Consider the following 17,020-nt stretch of genomic DNA (forward strand, 5'->3'; position numbering starts at 1 on the left):
CAGCCCCCGGGAGCACAGCCCCACCCCCCGCGGCAGCAAGGGGGGCATGGTGTATTCGCGAGTGAGTGGGGTGCAGGTGGGCAGCGTTTGGCGCAGCCGCCTCAGCGATCCAGGTAAAAACTGGTTGAGCGTGAGCCGGGCGCCGATCTCCTGGCCGATCAGCAGCCTGGAGCGCGGCACCCTGGGCACCGGCCAGGTGCAAACCGCCGAGCTCCAGGCTTTCTACCCAGGCACCGCCTGGGCCGCCCACGGCAACTACGGCGTCGAATACGACCTCAGCATCCCCCTGCGCAACGACACAACCAAGCCGGTGACCCTGCAGCTGGCCCTGGAATCGCCGCTCAAGGGCGATGCCGCCATTGGTGGCCTGCGCTTCAAAAGCATTGGCGGCATCACTAGTGGCAGCCGGCCGGTGATGTTCCGCGGCACGGTGGAGGTGACGGGCCTTGATGGCGCCAGCGCGGGCAGCAGGCCCCTTGGCCGGCGCAGCTTCCATCTGGTGCAGCGTGCTGGTGAACCCAGCCCCGCCTTTGGCACCATCAGCCTGGTGCCAGGGGCCAGCCGCCAACTGCAGGTGCGGCTGATCTATCCAGCCGATGCCACCCCGCCGCAGGTGCTCAGCCTGTTGCCGCTTCCAGATCCAGCTATGAACCCAGCTGTGAAACAATCCGAATCAACTCCAGCCAGCCGTCCGTGACGCCAGTTCGCAAGCGCAGGGTCTTCCCCTTCACCGCGATCGTCGGGCAGGAGGAGATGAAGCTGGCCCTGCTGCTCAACGTGATCGATCCGCGCATTGGCGGCGTGATGATCATGGGCGACCGGGGCACCGGCAAATCGACCACGATCCGGGCCCTGGCCGACCTGCTGCCCGAAATCGATGTGGTGGCGGGCGACCCGTACAACAGCTCACCCAGCGACCCAGATCTGCAGAGCACGGAGGTGCGCGCCCGCGCCGAGCAGGGTGAGGAGCTGCCGGTGGAGCCCCGCCAGGTGCCGATGGTCGACCTGCCCCTAGGTGCAACGGAAGATCGCCTCTGCGGCACGATCGACATCGAAAAGGCCCTGAGTGAAGGCGTGCGGGCCTTTGAGCCCGGCCTGCTGGCCAAGGCCAACCGCGGCCTGCTCTACGTCGATGAGGTGAACCTGCTCGACGACCACCTGGTGGACGTGCTGCTGGACTCAGCCGCCTCCGGCTGGAACACGGTGGAGCGCGAAGGTGTGAGCGTGCGCCACCCGGCCCGCTTCGTGCTGATCGGCTCCGGCAACCCCGAGGAGGGGGAGCTGCGGCCCCAGCTGCTCGATCGCTTCGGCATGAGCGTGGAGGTGCGCACCGTGCGCGATCCAGAGCTGCGGGTGCAGGTGGTGGATCAGCGCACCAACTTCGATAGCGATCCAGACGGCTTCAACAATGGGGTGCAAACCACCCAGGACGCCCTGCAGGATCGGGTGATTGCGGCGCAGAAGCTGCTGAATCAAGTGGCGATCGACGCCGACCTACGCATTCGCATCTCGGCGGTGTGCGGCGAGCTGGATGTGGATGGCCTGCGCGGCGACATCGTCACCAATCGGGCCGCCCGGGCCCTGGCCGCATTTGAGGGTCGCACCGAGGTAGGGGAAGAAGACGTGGCTCGCGTCGTGGCCTGCTGCCTGCGCCATCGCCTGCGCAAAGACCCGCTGGAAACGATCGATTCCGGCGACCGGGTGGTGAAGGTGTTCTGCAAGGTGTTCGAGCGCTCCGACAGCAGCGATCGCAGCGCCTTCGAGCTGGCGTTGGTGGGGTGAAGCACCCCATGGCCTCCCGAGCCTCATCTGTTAAGAGCATCGGCCGGGTGATTCTTTGCAGCGCCTGTCTCGGACTGATGCCACTGACCCACTCCGCTCGGGCCACCCCCGAGCTGGTGGTGCTGATGCGACATGGCCACAAAGGTCCTGGGGGGTCCAATTACAACCTTTCGGCGCAGGGATTGGAGCGCGCTATTGCGCTGGCCTCGCTGCTGCCGCAATGTTTTGGGCGCCCCAGCCAGATCCGTAGCTTCTATCTCGATCCCATTTCCGGCAAGAACGCCCGCAGTTACCAGACGGCCGTGCCTCTAGCGGTTGCTACCGGCGTAGACATCGCCATCGACCTCGCCTCCCGCGAGGATTCTTTCCAGTCAGGACGCCAAATTCTCACCGATCCGAGCGTTGCCGGCGGCAGGGTGGTGCTGTTCTGGGAACACCGTCGCCTGCCCCAGCTCGCCGCAGGCCTGGGCTGGCCAACGATGGCGCCGATCGCCGACGACGACTTCGACCAGCTGGTTGTGCTCCGCTACCGGCCGTCCCTTATGAAGCCCGAGGTGCGGACCTACAGCCAGTCCCAGCTGCTAGATGGCCAGCAGCGCTGTGAACCACTCCTGGAGCCTCCTCGGCAACCGCGGAGCTGACCATCGCCGGCCCTGAAGTCCTCAGATCCTCAGATTCAGTTATTGCCTCCCCCCAATTTTTTGCAACGTTCACCGCCATGCCCACCAGTGCCGCAAACCGTTCCACCACCCTGCGGCGGTCTCAGTGGGTAGCTGGTCTGCTGGCCGCCCTAGCCCTGCAGCAAACATGCCTGGCCGCCCAGGCCGAACCGGCAGCAGCGGAGCTCAAACTCGACCAGCGCCGACTGGCCGCAATCACTGGCCTCCCTCCAGCGCCCGGCAGTGCCGCGGAAGCCGCTGATCTGGCGATCCTGGAGTGGCTGCAGCGCTTCCGAAGCCCGGAGATCGTGGCCACCACCTGGCTGCTACTAGACCGCGACCTCAATGTCTTCAGCAGCGCTGTAGGCACTGAGCTCGGCAAGGCCACGCCAATGCTCAGCGCCGGCCTTCACGCGTTCATGGCGCCGGTGAACAGCGCCTATCGGGGGATCAAGCAACAACAGGGCCGCATCCGTCCTTACATCGCCCACCCTGGGCTCGAGCCCTGCCTGCCAAGGGAGAACACCGGCTCCTTTCCCTCTGGACACGCCGTGTGGTTCCGCAGCACAGCCGAGCTGCTCGCTGACCTACTTCCCGAGCGTCGCGAGCGCCTGCATCACGTAGGCCGCCAGGGTGGAGCAAACCGGGTGCTCTGCGGCGTGCATTACCCCTCAGATGTGGAGGCAGGCCAGCGCCTCGGTGCCGACGCCGCCCTTCAGATCATCGCCAGTCCCCAGTGGCGAGCCTTCCGGCAGGATCCGGCGCTACGGGCGGAGCTCGAATTGTTGCGGGCAGTTCCAGCCAAGGCCCTGCCGCCGATGCTGCGCTGAACCATGCGGATCCTCGGCATCGATCCCGGCCTGGCCCGCGTCGGCTACGGGATGATTGAGGTAGAGGAGCACCGCGGCGGCGCCCAGCACCTGCTCGACTGCGGCATCATCCGCACCGATCCTGGACGCAGCGATGGGGAACGGATGGTGGAGATCGCCCGCGACCTGCGGGTGCTGATCCGCACCTGGCAGCCCCAGCTGGCGGTGGTGGAAAAGTTTTTCTTCTACCGCTCCAGCACCACGATCTCGGTGGTACAGGCCCGCGGCGTGCTGATGATGACCCTGGCACGGCTCAAGGTGCCGGTGGTGGAGTTTCCGCCGATGCAGATCAAGCTGGCCCTCACCGGCCATGGCCACGCCCAGAAGGACGACGTGCTCGAGGCGGTGATGCGGGAGCTCAACCTCGACACCCCACCCCGCCCCGATGACGCCGCCGACGCCCTCGCCGCGGCCCTCACCGGCTGGTTTCAGCGATGAGCGCCAAAGCCAGCCTGCGCCAGCAATTCCGGGCCCGGCGCCTGGCCCTGCTGCCGGAGGCCCAGCCCGCCATCGAGGCCCAGGCCCGGCGGCACTGTCCTGCTCTGGTGCCCCCCGGGCGCCATCTGGGCCTCTACTGGCCCCTGGCCGGCGAAGTCGACCTGCGCTCGCTGCAGGCCCTACTGCCCAACCAGCTGGCCCTGCCGGCCATCACCGCCGCCCCAGGCGATCCGGCGGCCCGGCTGGTGTACCGCCCTTGGCGGAGCGGCGACGCCCTGGAGCCCGATGGCTGCGGCATCCCCGCCCCAGCGGCCCGATCCGCAGCCCATGGCGACGGCGCGCTAGCCGCGGAGCAGCTGGGCTTGCTGTTGATTCCTGCCCTGGCCTGCGATGCGGCGGGCATCCGCCTGGGCTACGGCGGCGGCTGGTACGACCGGCTGCGGGCCGAGCCCACCTGGGCCCAAGTGCCGGCCCTGGCGGTGCTGCCCCGGGGCTGCCGGGTTGAGCGGCTGCCACGCGACCCCTGGGATGTGCCCCTGCATGGCTGGATCGATGAAGACGGCCTCGGGCTCCCTTCTTAAGGGAACTGTTCTTGTGGAAACTGTTCTTGACGGGACCATTCTTGACAATGCCTTTACACGGGACGCACTGCGAGCAGCTATTTGCCAGGATCAACGCATAGAACAGGCCACACCTTGGATCTCAAAGCTTTTACTGCTCCCTGCGGCTACGCCTCGGTCCCAGAAAGGGTCTTGGCTGCCGAACTTCAGGAGCGCGGCCAAAGCCACGATGCCCTCTCGATGATGGTGAGCTCGATGGTGCGGATGGTGCAGGCCGGCAAAAGCAGCGATAGTCGTTGGCAAGCTTCCTGATTCAGCCATGAATCTGCGTGTAATTCCGGCCCTGCTGCTGCTTGCCAGCGCCGCCCCGGCCCATAGCCACGCGATTGAAAGCAGCCTGGAGCGCATAAGCAGCCTCACCGATCAACTGGTGCTCGACAGCCGTTTCGGCAATGGGGAACCCGCCGATGGTGCGGTGGTGCGGCTGGTGCCGCCCAACGGTGAACCGGTCGAAGTAGGTCGCACCGATGCCAGTGGTCAACTCCGCTTCCAGCTGCCTAGCAATGCAACCTCCGCCTGGGAACTGCAAGTAGACCGCGGCCCAGGCCACCGCGACTATCTCGAGCTACCAGGGGCAGCACCGGCGCTTTCAACGGGCTTCAACAGCTCCCGACCAGGGCAAGGAATCCGAACAGAGCTGGCACTGCTCGGCCTCAGCGGCGCAGCAGGCGCCCTGGTTGGGGCCCTGAGCTGGCGCCGCGGCGGCCGGCGCTGATGAGCATTGCCCCCAGCGGCAGTCCGGCCCTAGACCGCATGGTGGAGCGACTCGCCAGCACCAGCGATCCCCGCCGCCGCTACGAATACGTGCTTTGGCTGGCCAAAAAGCTCGAGCCCCTGCCCGATGAATTTCGCCACGACGCCTTCAAGGTGAAGGGCTGCGTTTCGCAGGTATTTGTGGTGGCGGAGTTAGTCGATGGCGCCCTGCACTGGCGCGGTGACTCCGACGCCGCCATCACCAAGGGACTGCTGGCCCTGCTGATTGAAGGGCTCGAAGGGCTGACGCCGCAGCAGGCCACCGCCATCGATCCGGCCTTCATCGCCGCCACCGGCCTGCAGGCCAGCCTGACTCCCTCAAGGGCCAACGGCTTTCTCAACATCCTGCGGCTGATGCAGGCCCAGGCCCAGTCCTTGGCGGCCACCACCTAGGCCAAGCCAGTTGATTTCTAGGATCGACAAATTGATACCCCCCAACGAATGACCATCGGCATCGGCTTGCTCGGGCTCGGCACGGTGGGGGCTGGTGTGGCAGCCATCCTGGCGACCCCGGCCGGCCGCCACCCGCTGGTGGGCGAACTCGAATTGCGGCGGGTGGCCGTGCGCGACCTGAACCGGCCTCGCACGGTGGAATTGGCAGCCGAACTGCTAAGCACCGACCCAGAAGCCGTGGTCGACGACCCGGCGGTCGACATCGTGGTGGAGGTGATGGGTGGCCTGGAGCCGGCCCGCTCCCTGATCCTGCGGGCGATTGCAGCTGGCAAACCGGTAGTAACCGCCAACAAGGCCGTGATTGCGCGTTATGGCGAGGAGATCGCCGCCGCCGCCGCCCGCAATGGGGTGTATGTGCTGATCGAAGCCGCCGTAGGTGGCGGCATCCCGATCATCGAGCCCCTGAAGCAGTCCCTGGGAGCCAACCGAATCCAGCGGGTGAGCGGCATCATCAACGGCACCACCAACTACATCCTCAGCCGCATGGCGGCTGAGGGGGCCGCCTACCCAGACGTGCTGGCCGACGCCCAGCGGCTGGGCTACGCCGAAGCCGACCCCGCTGCTGATGTGCAGGGGGGAGATGCCGCCGACAAGATCGCAATTTTGGCGGGCCTGGCCTACGGCGGTCCGGTGCCCCGCGAGGCCATCCCAACAGAGGGGATCGACCAGCTCGATGCCCGCGACATCGCCTACGCCGAGCAGCTTGGCTATGTGGTGAAGCTTTTGGCCGTGGCCCAGGCGATGCCAAGTGAGCAAGCCGTGCAGCTCCTCGATGTGCGCGTCCATCCCACCCTGCTGCCCAAGGCCCATCCGCTGGCCGGGGTGAACGGGGTCAACAACGCGATCCTGGTGGAGGGAGACCCCGTGGGCCAGGTGATGTTCTACGGGCCCGGGGCTGGAGCAGGACCCACCGCATCGGCGGTGGTGGCCGACATTCTCAACATCGCCGGCATCCGCCAGGCCACTGGCGGCAGGGGCACTCAGGCGCCCCTCGATCCCCTGCTGGCCGCCGGCAGCTGGCGCGACTGCCAGCTGGTCGAGAGTGCCGTAACCAGCCACCGCAACTACTTGCGGCTGCGCACCAGCGATCGGGCCGGCGTGATCGGTGCGATCGGCACCTGCTTTGGCGAAGCGGGGGTGTCGATTCAATCGATAGTGCAGTTCGAAACCCAGAGCGCCGGCGGCGCCGAAATCGTGGTGATCACCCACGAGGTTTGCGAAGCCAACTTCCGCCAGGCCCTAGCCGCAATCGAGGCCCTGACAGATGTTCAGGCCGTGGCCGCCTGCCTGCGCACCCTGTAGCAGCGGGCCTGATTGACTCCATCAGGTCTCCAAATCGCCATGAACTGGCCACTGGGCCCAGCGGCAGGCCACAGTGGGGGCATAAATCGAAATTAATTATTAAGACCCCAGCGGGGTCTGATCTGAAGGGGCCAGTGCTGCGGCAAGCCCTGTCGAGATCCCCACACTCAGGCCGATGTTTGTAGCGAGACGAACAGTGTCCAGCCCCTGTCCCCCGCAACATCTGCCCAGCAAGTACCAATCAGTTAGCCCCTAACCCCATGACCGGCCCCACCTGCTCTAGTGCCCAGGCCTCGAGCACATTCAACCTTCACCAAGGCGCCTGCGTGCACCTTGAAAGCGATGAGCAGCTCTACCAAGTAATTGGCGTCGACGACCACCACGACCGCTGCTGGCTGCGCCGCTGGCCATTGGCGCGCCAGGGATCGGAAGTGTTTGAAATTTCCCTGCAACAGGTGCGCCCTGCCTGGCCGCATCGGTCTTGAATGGCGTTGATTTGACGGCTGCCCCTTGCCCCGCGCTCCGCGGCTGACCCAAACCCTGGCAGCAGCCCTGCTGACCAGCGGCCTGCCAGCTGGCCTGACTCTCTCCGGCTGCCAGCCCAAGCACGAGGCATCGGCCAACCGCCTGGTAGTTGCCAGCAAAAACCGCATCGACACGGTTGATCCAGGCGGCGCATACACCTTCGGCGCCATGCAGCTGCTGAGCGCGATCGGCGATCCGCTCTATGCGATCAATGCCGCTGGCCAGCTGGAGCCGCGTCTGGCAGTGGCGCTGCCCCAGCTGAGTGCCGACGGGCTCAAGGCCCAAGTGCAGCTGCGCCAGGGGGTGCGCTTTCACGACGGCACGCCGTTTAATGCCGCGGCCATGGTGTTCAGCCTGGAGCGCTTCCTAGCCATCGGCAAGCTCAGCTACCTGCTGGGCGATCGGGTAAGCGCAGCGCGGGCTGTGGGTCCATACACAATCGAGCTGACGCTCAAGCGCCCCTTCAGCCCCCTGGCCGAGCTGCTCAGCGCCGTCAACCTGACGCCCCTCTCCCCCAGCGCCTACAAAAACCATCGCGATCGCTTCCTCAACGACCGCTTCGTGGGCACTGGGCCCTACCGGCTCAGCTTCTTCACAGGCCAGCAGCAACGCCTAGAGCCGTTTGCGGGGTATTGGGGTGCCAAGCCCGCCAATGGCGGTATCGACCTGGTGTCGCTCAGTAATTCCACCGCCCTCTACGGCGCCCTACAGAGCGGCGAGGTGGATGTGCTGCTCTCGACCAGCCTCGAAATCGACCAGCAGGCCGCCTTGCAACGCCAGGCTGCAGCTGGCAGCCTGCGGGAGGGCAGCGGTCCGGCACTGGAGATCGGCTACCTCACCCTGCTCACCGACCAGCCGCCCCTCAACGATCCCCGGCTGCGCCAAGCAGTGGCCTATAGCCTCGATCGCAACACCATCAGCCGCCGGGTAACCCTGGGCCTGCGGCCGCCCCTGCGCGATCTGGTACCCCCCAGCCTCAAGGGCTCCGACCCCCAGGCCTGGCCCAGCTACAACCCAGCCAAGGCCCGCCAGCTCTACCGCCAGGCCGGTTACTGCCAGGGCAAGCGACTGGCCCTGCCGCTCACCTTCCGCTCCAACATCCCCGCCGACCGGATGTTTGCCCTCACCTGGCAGGCCCAGCTGCAGCAAGATCTGGGCGATTGCGTTGAGCTCGAGGTGACCGGCATGGAGGCCACCACCGCCTATCGCCAACTTGGGGAAGGGAGCTTCCCGCTAATCCTGCTGGAGTGGATGGGCGACTTTCCCGATGCCGACAACTACCTGGTGCCCTTGCTGGGCTGTGAGGAAGCCCAAGGGGAGCGCTGTCTCAAGGGGGCCAGCGCCGCCAGTGGCAGTTTCTGGGCCAAACCCGGCCTGCAACAAGACCTGGAGCGCAGTGCTTCCGTAGCCGGCCCCGCCCGCGCCGCCCTGTTGCGCCGCATCCAGCGCCAAACGGCAGCCGCCAACCCCTACCTACCGGTGTGGCTGGTGGCACCGCGGGCCTGGGCCCAGCCCAGCATCAGCCAGCCCCGTTTCGATGGCTCCGGCCGCCTATTGCTACAGGAATTGACCCGTAAGCAGACCCCCCAAGGGAGCACCAAACCATGAGCCGCCGCCGGGCCCTTTTGCGCTACCTGGCCGCCCGACTGGCGCTGGCGCCATTGATGTTGTGGCTGATCGCCAGCCTGGTTTTTCTGCTGCTGCGGCTGGCGCCTGGGGATCCGATCGACGCCCTGCTCGGCACCCGCGCTCCCGAAAGCGCCCGCGCTGCGCTGCGGGCCCAGCTGGGCTTGGATCAACCATTGCTGCACCAATACGGCAGCTTCCTGGGCAAATTGCTGCATGGCGACCTGGGCACCTCTCTCACCAACCAGGAACCGGTGACGGAAGTAATTCGACAAAGCCTGCCGGCCTCCCTGGAGCTGGGGGGGGTAGCCCTGCTGCTGGCTGCCGTTGTGGGTCTCGCGGTGGGCTTTTCCGGCATTGCCCGCCCGGAAGGCAAGCTCGATCTAGCGGGCCGGCTCTACGGCATCGGCACCTATGCCCTACCGCCCTTCTGGGCGGCGATGGTGGTGCAGTTGGTGTTTGCGGTGTGGCTGGGCTGGCTGCCGGTGGGGGGGCGCTTCCCGCCCACCTTGCTGCCTCCGGAGGGAAGCGGTTTCTACTTGCTCGACAGCCTGCGCAGTGGCCTGGCCACGGGCGAATGGCAGCTGCTGCTAGGGAGTGTGCGCCATCTGGTGCTGCCAGCGGCCACCCTGGGCCTATTGCTCAGCGGCATCTTCGCCAACTCGCTGCGACTAAATCTGCGCCGCACCCTCGGCTCCGATTACGTGGAAGCAGCCCGCAGCCGCGGCCTGGGTGAGGCCCGGGTGGTGCTGCGCCACGCCTTGCCCAATGCCCTTTTGCCGGTGCTCACGATCACGGGCATCACCGTGGCGTCGCTGATCGGCGGGGCACTGCTGATCGAGGTCACCTACTCCTGGCCCGGCATCGCCTTCCGGCTGCAGGAAGCGATCGGCCAGCGCGACTACCCGCTGGTGCAGGGCATCGTGGTGGTGGTGGCTGGCCTGGTCGTGCTGGTGACGGTGCTGGTGGATCTGCTGGTGGCCGTGCTCGATCCGCGCATCAAGTTCTGAGCCTTAACTCACTCCGGCGGCAGCAACCCCTGCCAGCGGCGAGCCTGGTTGCGATCGAGCACGTAGGCCCGGACGCCGTCCTGTTCGCGGCGTTGGGGGGAAAGCAGCAATGGGTGCTCAAAGCCTTGCAGAAATTCGCTGGTGACGTTGAGCAGCAGCGCCTGCACCTTCAGGGGCTCGATGCCCACCAGCTCCTCACCGAGTCGAAACAACGCTTCGCCCCGGTTGTCGATACGCACCGGTGAGAAATGGCTGGCCCCCTCCACCAGCACCAGCCGGCTGTGGGGATGGGTAGCTCCAGCAAACACGGCCAGCTGCTCCTGCACCGGAGGGGTCACTAGATCGAGACTGCCGCCAACCAGCAGCACCGGCACGTTGAGGTCTTGCAGGCCGCGGTGGGGCCAAAGCAGGCTTCCGAAACCATTGAAGGCAACCACTCCTAGCAAGGGCGTGGCCTGGGACCGCAAGGGGCCTGCGCTGGCGTCGCCATCACCGGTGATCCGAGGCAGCTGGCACTGGAGCAGCCGCGACAGGTTGGTGAGCGGCAAGGACGCCAGGGCCAGCTCACAACGGCGACCAAGTCCCCGCTCCGGCACCAGGCCAGCCCCCATCAGCGCAGCCAGGCCACCAAGCGAGTGCCCCCCCAGCACCACTCCCTGCTCCCCCGCAGGGGCCGGGCCCAAAGCAGGCAGCTGACCCTCCCGCTGGGCCTCAAGCACGGCCTGCAGATCTGCCAGGCGCTGGGGCAGGGTTTCGGCCCCGGGCGGTGGGGCGTCACCAAGCAGCGACGCCTGCAGGGCCTGCTGGTCGCTGCCGGGATGGACCACCACCAACACGGGCCAACCCCGATCGGCCAGAGCCGCCGCCAACCAGCTGAGCTGGTCGGCGCTGCCGCCCAGGCCCGGCATCAGCAGTAGCCAAGGGCCACGGCGAGCCTGCTGGGCAGGCCATAGCTCCAGCGGCAGGGGCGCCACCCGATGGGGCACCGGCAACTGCAGGCGCTGGGGCTGGCGCCGCACGGCGCTCGTAAACCCCAAAGGACTGGAGCTACGCCGGGGCAGGGACAGCTGGCGCAACCGCTGGAGGGCAGTGTTTTGCCGCTTCAGCTGGCTGCGCCACTGTCCAGCCAGCTGCAACGCCCCATCGAGGCGCAGGGTGACGCTGGCCACAGGCAGGGCCCGCAGCAGCTCCAGGGCGGAGACGCTGCTCTGCCGCTCCAGCAACTGACGCAGGCTGCTGAGCAGCAGCGGTGCCGTACTGCGGTCATCAGCACCGGTGGTGAGCAGGCTGCCGGCTTCTTTAAGCATCTGCTCACCGGTCCAGCTGTTAAGCAGCTGGAGCCCAAAGCTGCGATCCCGCAGCAGCGGCGCCTGCAACAAGCGGACCAGGTCGCGGCGACTCTGGGCATCCAGCAGCATGAGCCACGCTTGCAGGCCATTCCCTTCCTGCTCGGGCTGGCGAGTCCAGGACTCCAGGGCCGCCAGGTCGATGGGCAGCGCCAGGCCATCGAGTTGCAGCACCAACTCTTCGGCAGCCCGAGCCGGCATGCAGCCCATGGCCAGAGCTCCGGTAAAGCAACACCAAAGGCGTAACGAACGGCGAGCCAAGGCCAAAGGCGAGGGGTTCTTATTCTCCCGCGCCAGGGCGCCAGACTCCCCTCACTTAGCTAACGGCCCGTTTGCGCCCCTTCCGTTCCGCCAGTGCGCCGCGGTCCGCCAGTCCGGCACGGTCCGGCTGGCTGGGCCAGTTTCCGGCGGCACTGCGCCAGGTGGCCCTAGTGCGACTGATGGCTTCGTTTGGGGCCGGTGGGGTGCTTTACCTAACGCCGATCGTGTTCCACCAGGCGGCCTTCAGCGCCCAGTCGGTGACCCAGGGCTTGGCGCTGGCGGCGCTGGCGGGCACGGCGGGTCGTTTCTTGAGCGGCATGCTGCTGGATCGGGGGCTGGCCTGCTCGATACCAGTGCTATTAGCAGCCCTGGCAGCCCTGCTGGGGGATCTCCGTCTGTTTGGCACGGCCAGCTTCCCGGGCTACGTGCAGGGGCAATTGCTGATCGGCATCGCTGCCGGGCTCTACTGGCCGGCGGTTGAGCTGGCGGTACCCCTGGGCTGCCGCATGGGGCCTGCCCCGATTCCCACCGCCCGGGGCTATGCATTGGTGCGCAGCGCCGATGCGGCTGGGATTGCGGCTGGAGCCCTGCTCGGGGCGCTGCTGGCGGCGGCCGGCCATCTGCGGGGCATCTACCTAATCGACATCATCTGCCTGCTGGCGGTGGTAGCGCTGCTGCTAAGGCAGCCCCTGCAGCGGGCTAGAGCTGCCAGCTTCGATCCAGCCGACCACACCCCCTGGCGCCAATGGTTGCCGCCACTGCTGCCTCTACTAGCGATCAGCCTGCTGGCTACCTCGCTCCCCGCACTGATGCAGAGCGCCCTGCCCCTGGATCTGGTGCGCGGCGGCCTGGAGCGGGCCGCCATGCCCGAAAGCCTGGGGGCGCTGCTGGTTGGTCTGCAGCTGGGCGTGCTGGTGCTGATCCAGTGGCCGGTGGGTCAGGCCCTGGCAAAGCGTCCGATAGCGCACGGGCTGGGACTGAGCCTGGCCTGCTTTGCCATGGGCACGGTGTTGCTGGCCTTTTCAGCCCTGAGCAGCCAGGGGCTTTGGCTGGTGCTGCTGGCCCAGCTGCCCCTGGCCCTGGGGGCAGCTGCTTTCCTGCCGATTGCAACCGCAGCGGTGATCGAGCTCAGCCCCAAGGAGCACCAGGGCTTGGCCATGGCTCTTTTTTCCCAATGTTTTGCCCTGAGCGCTTTAGGGGCACCACTACTGGCCGGCGTAGCCCTCGATGCCCAAAGACACGCCGGTGGCTTCTGGATCGGCATGACCCTGCTCTGCCTGGCTGGCCTCAACCTGGTGAAGCGACTCAGGCCGAGGCCAGCTGCGGATTTTGGATCGGACGGGGTGAGCTGAAACCCCTGTCCGAAATCTGAGGCCCTGTCCGAAATCTGTACGGGCTGTGCAAGTTGTACGAGCTGTACGGATCTAGAGGGGGGGGCCGTGCTTCAAGCCGAGGCCGGCGGTTGTTCGCGAGCGGATGCCTGCTTAGCCACCCAGGCCTCGTGGGGCAGAGGCTCGGTGCCGTATTCCCAGTCGTCGTAGTCGGGATCGTTGCGGATCTTCTGGTGCAGCTCCTTCTGCACGTCAAAATCGTGGGGATGGCCAACGTCCACGGCTTCTTCCGGCTGAGGATTAGTCGGTTGGGGGGTAGTCATGGCTTATCTCTCAGCAAATCCATTCTGAAGCAGGTTCAGGCTCGGTGAAATGCCCCCAAGCTCACACGTTGAACAGAAACTCCATCACGTCGCCCTCAGCCACCACATATTCCTTGCCCTCAGCCCGCAGCCAGCCCTTGGTGCGAGCTTCCACCAGCGAGCCCGCCTCGAGGAGCTGCTTGTAGCCGATGGTTTGGGCGCGGATGAAGCCGCGCTCGAAGTCGGTGTGAATCACGCCAGCGGCCTGGGGGGCGGTCATGCCGGCCTGGATGGTCCAGGCGCGGGTTTCCTTCTCGCCGGTAGTGAAATAGGTGCGCAGCCCCAGCAGGTCGTAGGTGGCGCGGATCAAGCTCTGCAGGCCGCCCTCCCCTACCCCGAGACCCGCCAGGAATTCGGTGCGATCCTCCTCTGGCAGTTCGATTAGTTCAGCCTCCACCTGGGCTGAGATGCGCACCGTGCCCGCCCCTTCCTTCAGGGCCAGCGCTGCCACCTCCTCGCAGTAGGCGTTGCCGCTGGCCAGATCGTCTTCGCTGACATTGGTGGCATAGATGATCGGCTTGGCGGTGAGCAGCCCCAGGGGCTTGAGCAGGGGGGCTTCCTCATCGCTGAGGGCCACATTGCGGGCGGCACCGCCGGCCTCCAGCTCCACCTGAATGCGCTCAAGGGCGGCATCTTCCAGCTGGGCCTCCTTGCTGGTGCGCACCTGCTTCTTGAGCCGCTCGCGTCGCTTCTCCACCTGGGAGAGATCGGCCAGGCCCAGCTCAAGGTTGATCACCTCCGCGTCGCGGGCCGGCCCCACCGAGCCACTCACATGGATCACGTCGTCATTTTCGAAGCAGCGCACCACGTGCACGATTGCGTCGACCTCCCGGATGTTGGCCAGAAACTTGTTGCCAAGACCCTCTCCCTGGCTGGCCCCCTTCACCAGCCCGGCGATATCGACAAACTCAACCCGGGTGGCAATGATCTCCTTGCTGGAGCTGAGCGCAGCTAGCTGGTCAAGCCGGGGGTCTGGCACGGAGACCACACCAGAATTCGGCTCAATCGTGCAGAAGGGGTAGTTGGCGGCTTCGGCCTGGGCGTTGGCGACCAGGGCATTGAACAGGGTCGATTTGCCGACGTTGGGCAGACCGACGATTCCGGCTTTAAGCATGGCTGAAATCTACGGGCCGCAGGTCGAGGCGCCAGCAGCGAAAATAGATGTCTCTGCCCCCAGCCCAATTTCCACCCCCACTTCAGTGCCGGTGATTTCCAGCTCGCCGCGCCGGCCCTGGCAGCGGCGGCGCCTTTGGGCCGCAGCCGCCGCAGGGCTTGTGCTCGTAGCTGGCATAGGCCTCGTGCAGCGGCAGCGCGGCACCAGCCGGGCCAATCTCGAGCCGTACACAGTTGTTGCAGCTGCGGGCGACCTGCCAGGGGTTGTGAGTGCCAGCGGCGAACTCGAAGCTGAAAAGCGCGTGAACGTCAGCCCCAAGCGGCAGGGGGTGATCGAGGAGCTCTACGTGGAGGAGGGCGACCCGGTGACCTCTGGCCAGGCCCTAGCTCGCATGGATCGAGGCGACCTCGACGAGCGGCTCGCCGAGCTGCGGGCCCAGTTGCGCTCAGCCCAGGCCCAGCTGGCCCGCAGCCGCAGCGAGCTGGAGCGCAACGAGAGCCTCTACCGCCAAAACGCCATCAGCCTCAGTGACTTCAACAGCGTGCGCAGCACCTTCCTGGTGGACCAGGCGGCGGAACAGGCCGCCCGCCAGCGGTTGACCGCCCGCCAGGTGGAGCAGGCCGACTTGGTGGTGCGGGCACCGTTCGATGGGGTGGTGACCCAGCGCTTCGCCGATCCTGGCGCCTTTGTGACACCCACCACCACCGCCTCGGCCACCGCCGGTGCCACCAGCTCCTCGATTGTGGAGCTAGCCCAGGGCCTGGAGGTGGTGGCCAAGGTGCCGGAAAGCGACATTGGCCGTGTGCAGCTGGGCCAGAGCGCCACGGTGCGAGTGGATGCCTTTCCCGATAAAAGCTTTGAAGCACGGGTCAAGCGCGTCACCCCCCGGGCCGTGAAGATCAACAACGTCACCTCCTTCGATGTGGTGCTGCGCTTGGTTGGCGACCCCCCCCAGCTGCGCATCGGCATGACCGCCGACGTCGGCTTCCAGACAGGTCAGGTGCAGGCCGACACCCTCGTGCCCACCGTGGCGATCGTCACCGAGGCGGGGCGGCCGGGCGTTCTGCTGGTGGGCAAGAAAAACCAGCCCACCTTCCAGCCGGTGGAGCTCGGCATCAGCAGCGGCAAGGACACCCAAATCCTCTCCGGGCTCAAAAGCGGCACCCGGGTGTTCATCGACCTGCCGCCCTGGGCCCAGAAACGCAAATGAAATGGGTGCCTGGGGAGAACCCTCAGGCAGCCAGGAAAGTGCGGGCAGCCTCCACGATCCGACCTGAAGCCTGGCCGTCGCCAAAGGGATTGTGGGCCCGGGCCATCGCCTCATAAGCCGCCGGATCATCCAGCAGGCGGCTGGCCTCGGCCACGATGTCGGCGCTGTCGGTTCCGATCAGCTTGGCCGTGCCCGCCTCCACAGCCTCAGGGCGCTCCGTGGTGCGGCGCAGCACCAGCACCGGCTTACCCAGCGATGGCGCCTCCTCCTGCAGACCACCCGAATCGCTCAGCACCAAGGTGGCGCCGCGCATCGCCGCCACCAGCTGGTCGTAATCGAGGGGTTCCACCAGAAAGGCGCGGGGGTGGTCGCCGAGCAGGGCTTGCAGGGGCTCTCGCACGGTGGGATTGCGATGCAAGGGCAGCAGCAGGGCGGTATCGGGATAGAGCTCGAGCAACTCACGGAAGCCGCGGCCTATGTCCTGTAGGCGCTCTCCCCAGTTTTCTCGCCGGTGCACCGTGGCCAGAATCACCCGCTGCTTCTCAAAATCGAGGCCGGGCAAGGTGTACGGAGGCGCCTGCTCGGCCATCAACAGCAGGGCGTCGATCACCGTGTTGCCGGTGGTCAACACCGTGCCCACCACCCCTGAGGCCCGGCAATTAGCAGCCGAGAGGGCCGTGGGGGCGAAGTGCAGCTGGGCCAGCTGGGAGATCAGGCGCCGGTTGGCCTCCTCCGGGAAAGGATCGAGCAGGTTGTCGGTGCGCAGCCCGGCCTCCACATGGCCCACCGGGATCTGCTCGTAGAAGGCCGCTAGGGCCGAGGCAAAGGCGGTGGTGGTATCTCCCTGCACCAGCACCAGATCGGGCCGATGGTCGCCAAATTCCTGCTTCAGCCCCTGCAGCGCGCCGCAGGTGATGTGGGTGAGGGTCTGCTTGGGGGCCATCAGGGCCAGGTCGTGGTCGGCCGTCAGGCCAAACAGACCCATCACCTGGCTCACCATTTCGCGGTGTTGGCCGGTGAGCACAACCCGAGTGCGGAAATCGTCGGCCTGCTGAAAGGCCCGGATCACCGGAGCCAGCTTGATGGCCTCCGGACGGGTGCCCAGCACGATCGTGACAAGGGGCTTAGACACCGAAGCGCTGCAGACCTATTGATCCTACGAAGCTCGTCAGCAAAGGGTCCGGTGCTGACAGAAGCCGCAGCCGCAGCGAAGCTGGGCAAATACCGGTGACCGCAGATGACGACTTCACCCTTTCCTCCCTCTCCCTTTCCCCCGTCACCTTTCCCGCCCGCCGCAGCACCGCCAACCGCCGCACCCCCCGCTCCAGCAGCGGCCCCCCCAGCCCCCCCCCCCCACAC

The 17,020-nt window shown here is 66.6% G+C and carries 18 protein-coding genes; 14 read left to right on the forward strand and 4 right to left on the reverse strand.

Annotated features, from left to right (window positions below; translation table 11 throughout):
- The 12 genes from KBY74_RS09470 to KBY74_RS09525 form a co-directional block, all read left to right on the forward strand.
- Nucleotides 1-697: DUF3370 family protein (locus KBY74_RS09470; protein ID WP_254942483.1), on the forward strand; the 697-nt coding region annotated here is incomplete at its 5' end.
- Nucleotides 694-1,782, forward strand: coding sequence for a magnesium chelatase ATPase subunit I (bchI, locus tag KBY74_RS09475; protein ID WP_254942484.1), 1,089 nt, complete (start codon nt 694-696; stop codon nt 1,780-1,782). The genes KBY74_RS09470 and bchI, both read left to right, overlap by 4 nt.
- A gap of 8 nt (nt 1,783-1,790) precedes the next feature.
- Nucleotides 1,791-2,423, forward strand: coding sequence for a hypothetical protein (locus tag KBY74_RS09480; protein WP_254942485.1), 633 nt, complete (start codon nt 1,791-1,793; stop codon nt 2,421-2,423).
- A 77-nt stretch (nt 2,424-2,500) separates the two neighbouring features.
- Nucleotides 2,501-3,271, forward strand: a complete 771-nt coding sequence (locus KBY74_RS09485; protein ID WP_254942486.1) for a phosphatase PAP2 family protein — start codon at nt 2,501-2,503, stop codon at nt 3,269-3,271.
- 3 nt (nt 3,272-3,274) lie between these two features.
- Nucleotides 3,275-3,748 (forward strand): crossover junction endodeoxyribonuclease RuvC, encoded by a 474-nt coding sequence (ruvC, locus tag KBY74_RS09490; protein WP_254935977.1) that lies wholly within the window; start codon nt 3,275-3,277, stop codon nt 3,746-3,748.
- Nucleotides 3,745-4,329: a 5-formyltetrahydrofolate cyclo-ligase gene (locus tag KBY74_RS09495; RefSeq protein WP_254942487.1), complete on the forward strand. Its 585-nt coding sequence runs from the start codon at nt 3,745-3,747 to the stop codon at nt 4,327-4,329. Before ruvC ends, KBY74_RS09495 begins: the two co-directional genes overlap by 4 nt.
- A 298-nt stretch (nt 4,330-4,627) precedes the next feature.
- Nucleotides 4,628-5,083 carry a hypothetical protein gene (locus KBY74_RS09500; RefSeq protein ID WP_254942488.1) on the forward strand — a complete coding sequence of 152 codons (456 nt, stop codon included), beginning with the start codon at nt 4,628-4,630 and terminating at the stop codon, nt 5,081-5,083.
- Nucleotides 5,083-5,514, forward strand: a complete 432-nt coding sequence (locus KBY74_RS09505) for a SufE family protein (RefSeq protein ID WP_254942489.1) — start codon at nt 5,083-5,085, stop codon at nt 5,512-5,514. Before KBY74_RS09500 ends, KBY74_RS09505 begins: the two co-directional genes overlap by 1 nt.
- A gap of 48 nt (nt 5,515-5,562) precedes the next feature.
- Nucleotides 5,563-6,876, forward strand: a complete 1,314-nt coding sequence (locus tag KBY74_RS09510) for a homoserine dehydrogenase (protein ID WP_254942490.1) — start codon at nt 5,563-5,565, stop codon at nt 6,874-6,876.
- Nucleotides 6,877-7,136: 260 nt separating this feature from the next.
- Nucleotides 7,137-7,361, forward strand: a complete 225-nt coding sequence (locus tag KBY74_RS09515) for a hypothetical protein (RefSeq protein ID WP_254942491.1) — start codon at nt 7,137-7,139, stop codon at nt 7,359-7,361.
- A 25-nt stretch (nt 7,362-7,386) separates the two neighbouring features.
- Nucleotides 7,387-9,009: an ABC transporter substrate-binding protein gene (locus KBY74_RS09520; RefSeq protein WP_254942492.1), complete on the forward strand. Its 1,623-nt coding sequence runs from the start codon at nt 7,387-7,389 to the stop codon at nt 9,007-9,009.
- The gene (locus tag KBY74_RS09525) at nt 9,006-10,037 is read left to right on the forward strand and encodes an ABC transporter permease (protein ID WP_254942493.1); all 1,032 of its coding nucleotides are present in this window, start codon (nt 9,006-9,008) and stop codon (nt 10,035-10,037) included. Before KBY74_RS09520 ends, KBY74_RS09525 begins: the two co-directional genes overlap by 4 nt.
- An 8-nt stretch (nt 10,038-10,045) precedes the next feature.
- On the opposite strand, the gene KBY74_RS09530 is transcribed toward KBY74_RS09525, so the two are convergent.
- Nucleotides 10,046-11,644 carry an alpha/beta hydrolase gene (locus KBY74_RS09530; protein ID WP_254942494.1) on the reverse strand — a complete coding sequence of 533 codons (1,599 nt, stop codon included), beginning with the start codon at nt 11,642-11,644 and terminating at the stop codon, nt 10,046-10,048.
- Between the two features lie 71 nt (nt 11,645-11,715).
- Here KBY74_RS09530 and KBY74_RS09535 point away from each other — a divergent pair, with 71 nt between their 5' ends.
- Nucleotides 11,716-12,996, forward strand: a complete 1,281-nt coding sequence (locus tag KBY74_RS09535; RefSeq protein ID WP_254942495.1) for an MFS transporter — start codon at nt 11,716-11,718, stop codon at nt 12,994-12,996.
- 92 nt (nt 12,997-13,088) lie between these two features.
- On the opposite strand, the gene KBY74_RS09540 is transcribed toward KBY74_RS09535, so the two are convergent.
- A complete protein-coding gene (locus KBY74_RS09540; RefSeq protein WP_254942496.1) occupies nt 13,089-13,298 on the reverse strand; it encodes a hypothetical protein in 210 nt (69 codons plus the stop codon).
- Between the two features lie 61 nt (nt 13,299-13,359).
- Nucleotides 13,360-14,451, reverse strand: a complete 1,092-nt coding sequence (gene ychF, locus KBY74_RS09545) for a redox-regulated ATPase YchF (protein ID WP_254942497.1) — start codon at nt 14,449-14,451, stop codon at nt 13,360-13,362.
- On the opposite strand from ychF, the gene KBY74_RS09550 reads away from it, so the two are divergent.
- A complete protein-coding gene (locus KBY74_RS09550; protein ID WP_254942498.1) occupies nt 14,450-15,661 on the forward strand; it encodes an efflux RND transporter periplasmic adaptor subunit in 1,212 nt (403 codons plus the stop codon). The genes ychF and KBY74_RS09550 overlap by 2 nt on opposite strands.
- A 22-nt stretch (nt 15,662-15,683) precedes the next feature.
- Here KBY74_RS09550 and wecB read toward each other — a convergent pair whose 3' ends face one another.
- On the reverse strand, nt 15,684-16,793 hold the full coding sequence (wecB, locus tag KBY74_RS09555) for a non-hydrolyzing UDP-N-acetylglucosamine 2-epimerase (protein ID WP_254942499.1): 1,110 nt from the start codon (nt 16,791-16,793) through the stop codon (nt 15,684-15,686).
- Nucleotides 16,794-17,020: the final 227 nt, after the last annotated feature.

Source organism: Cyanobium sp. A1C-AMD (genome assembly GCF_024346495.1).
Taxonomy (GTDB): Bacteria; Cyanobacteriota; Cyanobacteriia; order PCC-6307; family Cyanobiaceae; genus Cyanobium_A; species Cyanobium_A usitatum.

Coding starts and splice junctions, on each gene's coding strand:
- KBY74_RS09525 (WP_254942493.1), top strand. CDS start 9,006: ATGAGCCGCCGCCGGGCCCTTTTGCGCTACCTGGCCGCCCGACTGGCG.
- ruvC (WP_254935977.1), top strand. CDS start 3,275: ATGCGGATCCTCGGCATCGATCCCGGCCTGGCCCGCGTCGGCTACGGG.
- KBY74_RS09480 (WP_254942485.1), top strand. CDS start 1,791: ATGGCCTCCCGAGCCTCATCTGTTAAGAGCATCGGCCGGGTGATTCTT.
- KBY74_RS09505 (WP_254942489.1), top strand. CDS start 5,083: ATGAGCATTGCCCCCAGCGGCAGTCCGGCCCTAGACCGCATGGTGGAG.
- KBY74_RS09515 (WP_254942491.1), top strand. CDS start 7,137: ATGACCGGCCCCACCTGCTCTAGTGCCCAGGCCTCGAGCACATTCAAC.
- KBY74_RS09495 (WP_254942487.1), top strand. CDS start 3,745: ATGAGCGCCAAAGCCAGCCTGCGCCAGCAATTCCGGGCCCGGCGCCTG.
- KBY74_RS09540 (WP_254942496.1), bottom strand. CDS start 13,298: ATGACTACCCCCCAACCGACTAATCCTCAGCCGGAAGAAGCCGTGGAC.
- KBY74_RS09500 (WP_254942488.1), top strand. CDS start 4,628: ATGAATCTGCGTGTAATTCCGGCCCTGCTGCTGCTTGCCAGCGCCGCC.
- KBY74_RS09550 (WP_254942498.1), top strand. CDS start 14,450: ATGGCTGAAATCTACGGGCCGCAGGTCGAGGCGCCAGCAGCGAAAATA.
- ychF (WP_254942497.1), bottom strand. CDS start 14,451: ATGCTTAAAGCCGGAATCGTCGGTCTGCCCAACGTCGGCAAATCGACC.
- KBY74_RS09485 (WP_254942486.1), top strand. CDS start 2,501: ATGCCCACCAGTGCCGCAAACCGTTCCACCACCCTGCGGCGGTCTCAG.
- KBY74_RS09510 (WP_254942490.1), top strand. CDS start 5,563: ATGACCATCGGCATCGGCTTGCTCGGGCTCGGCACGGTGGGGGCTGGT.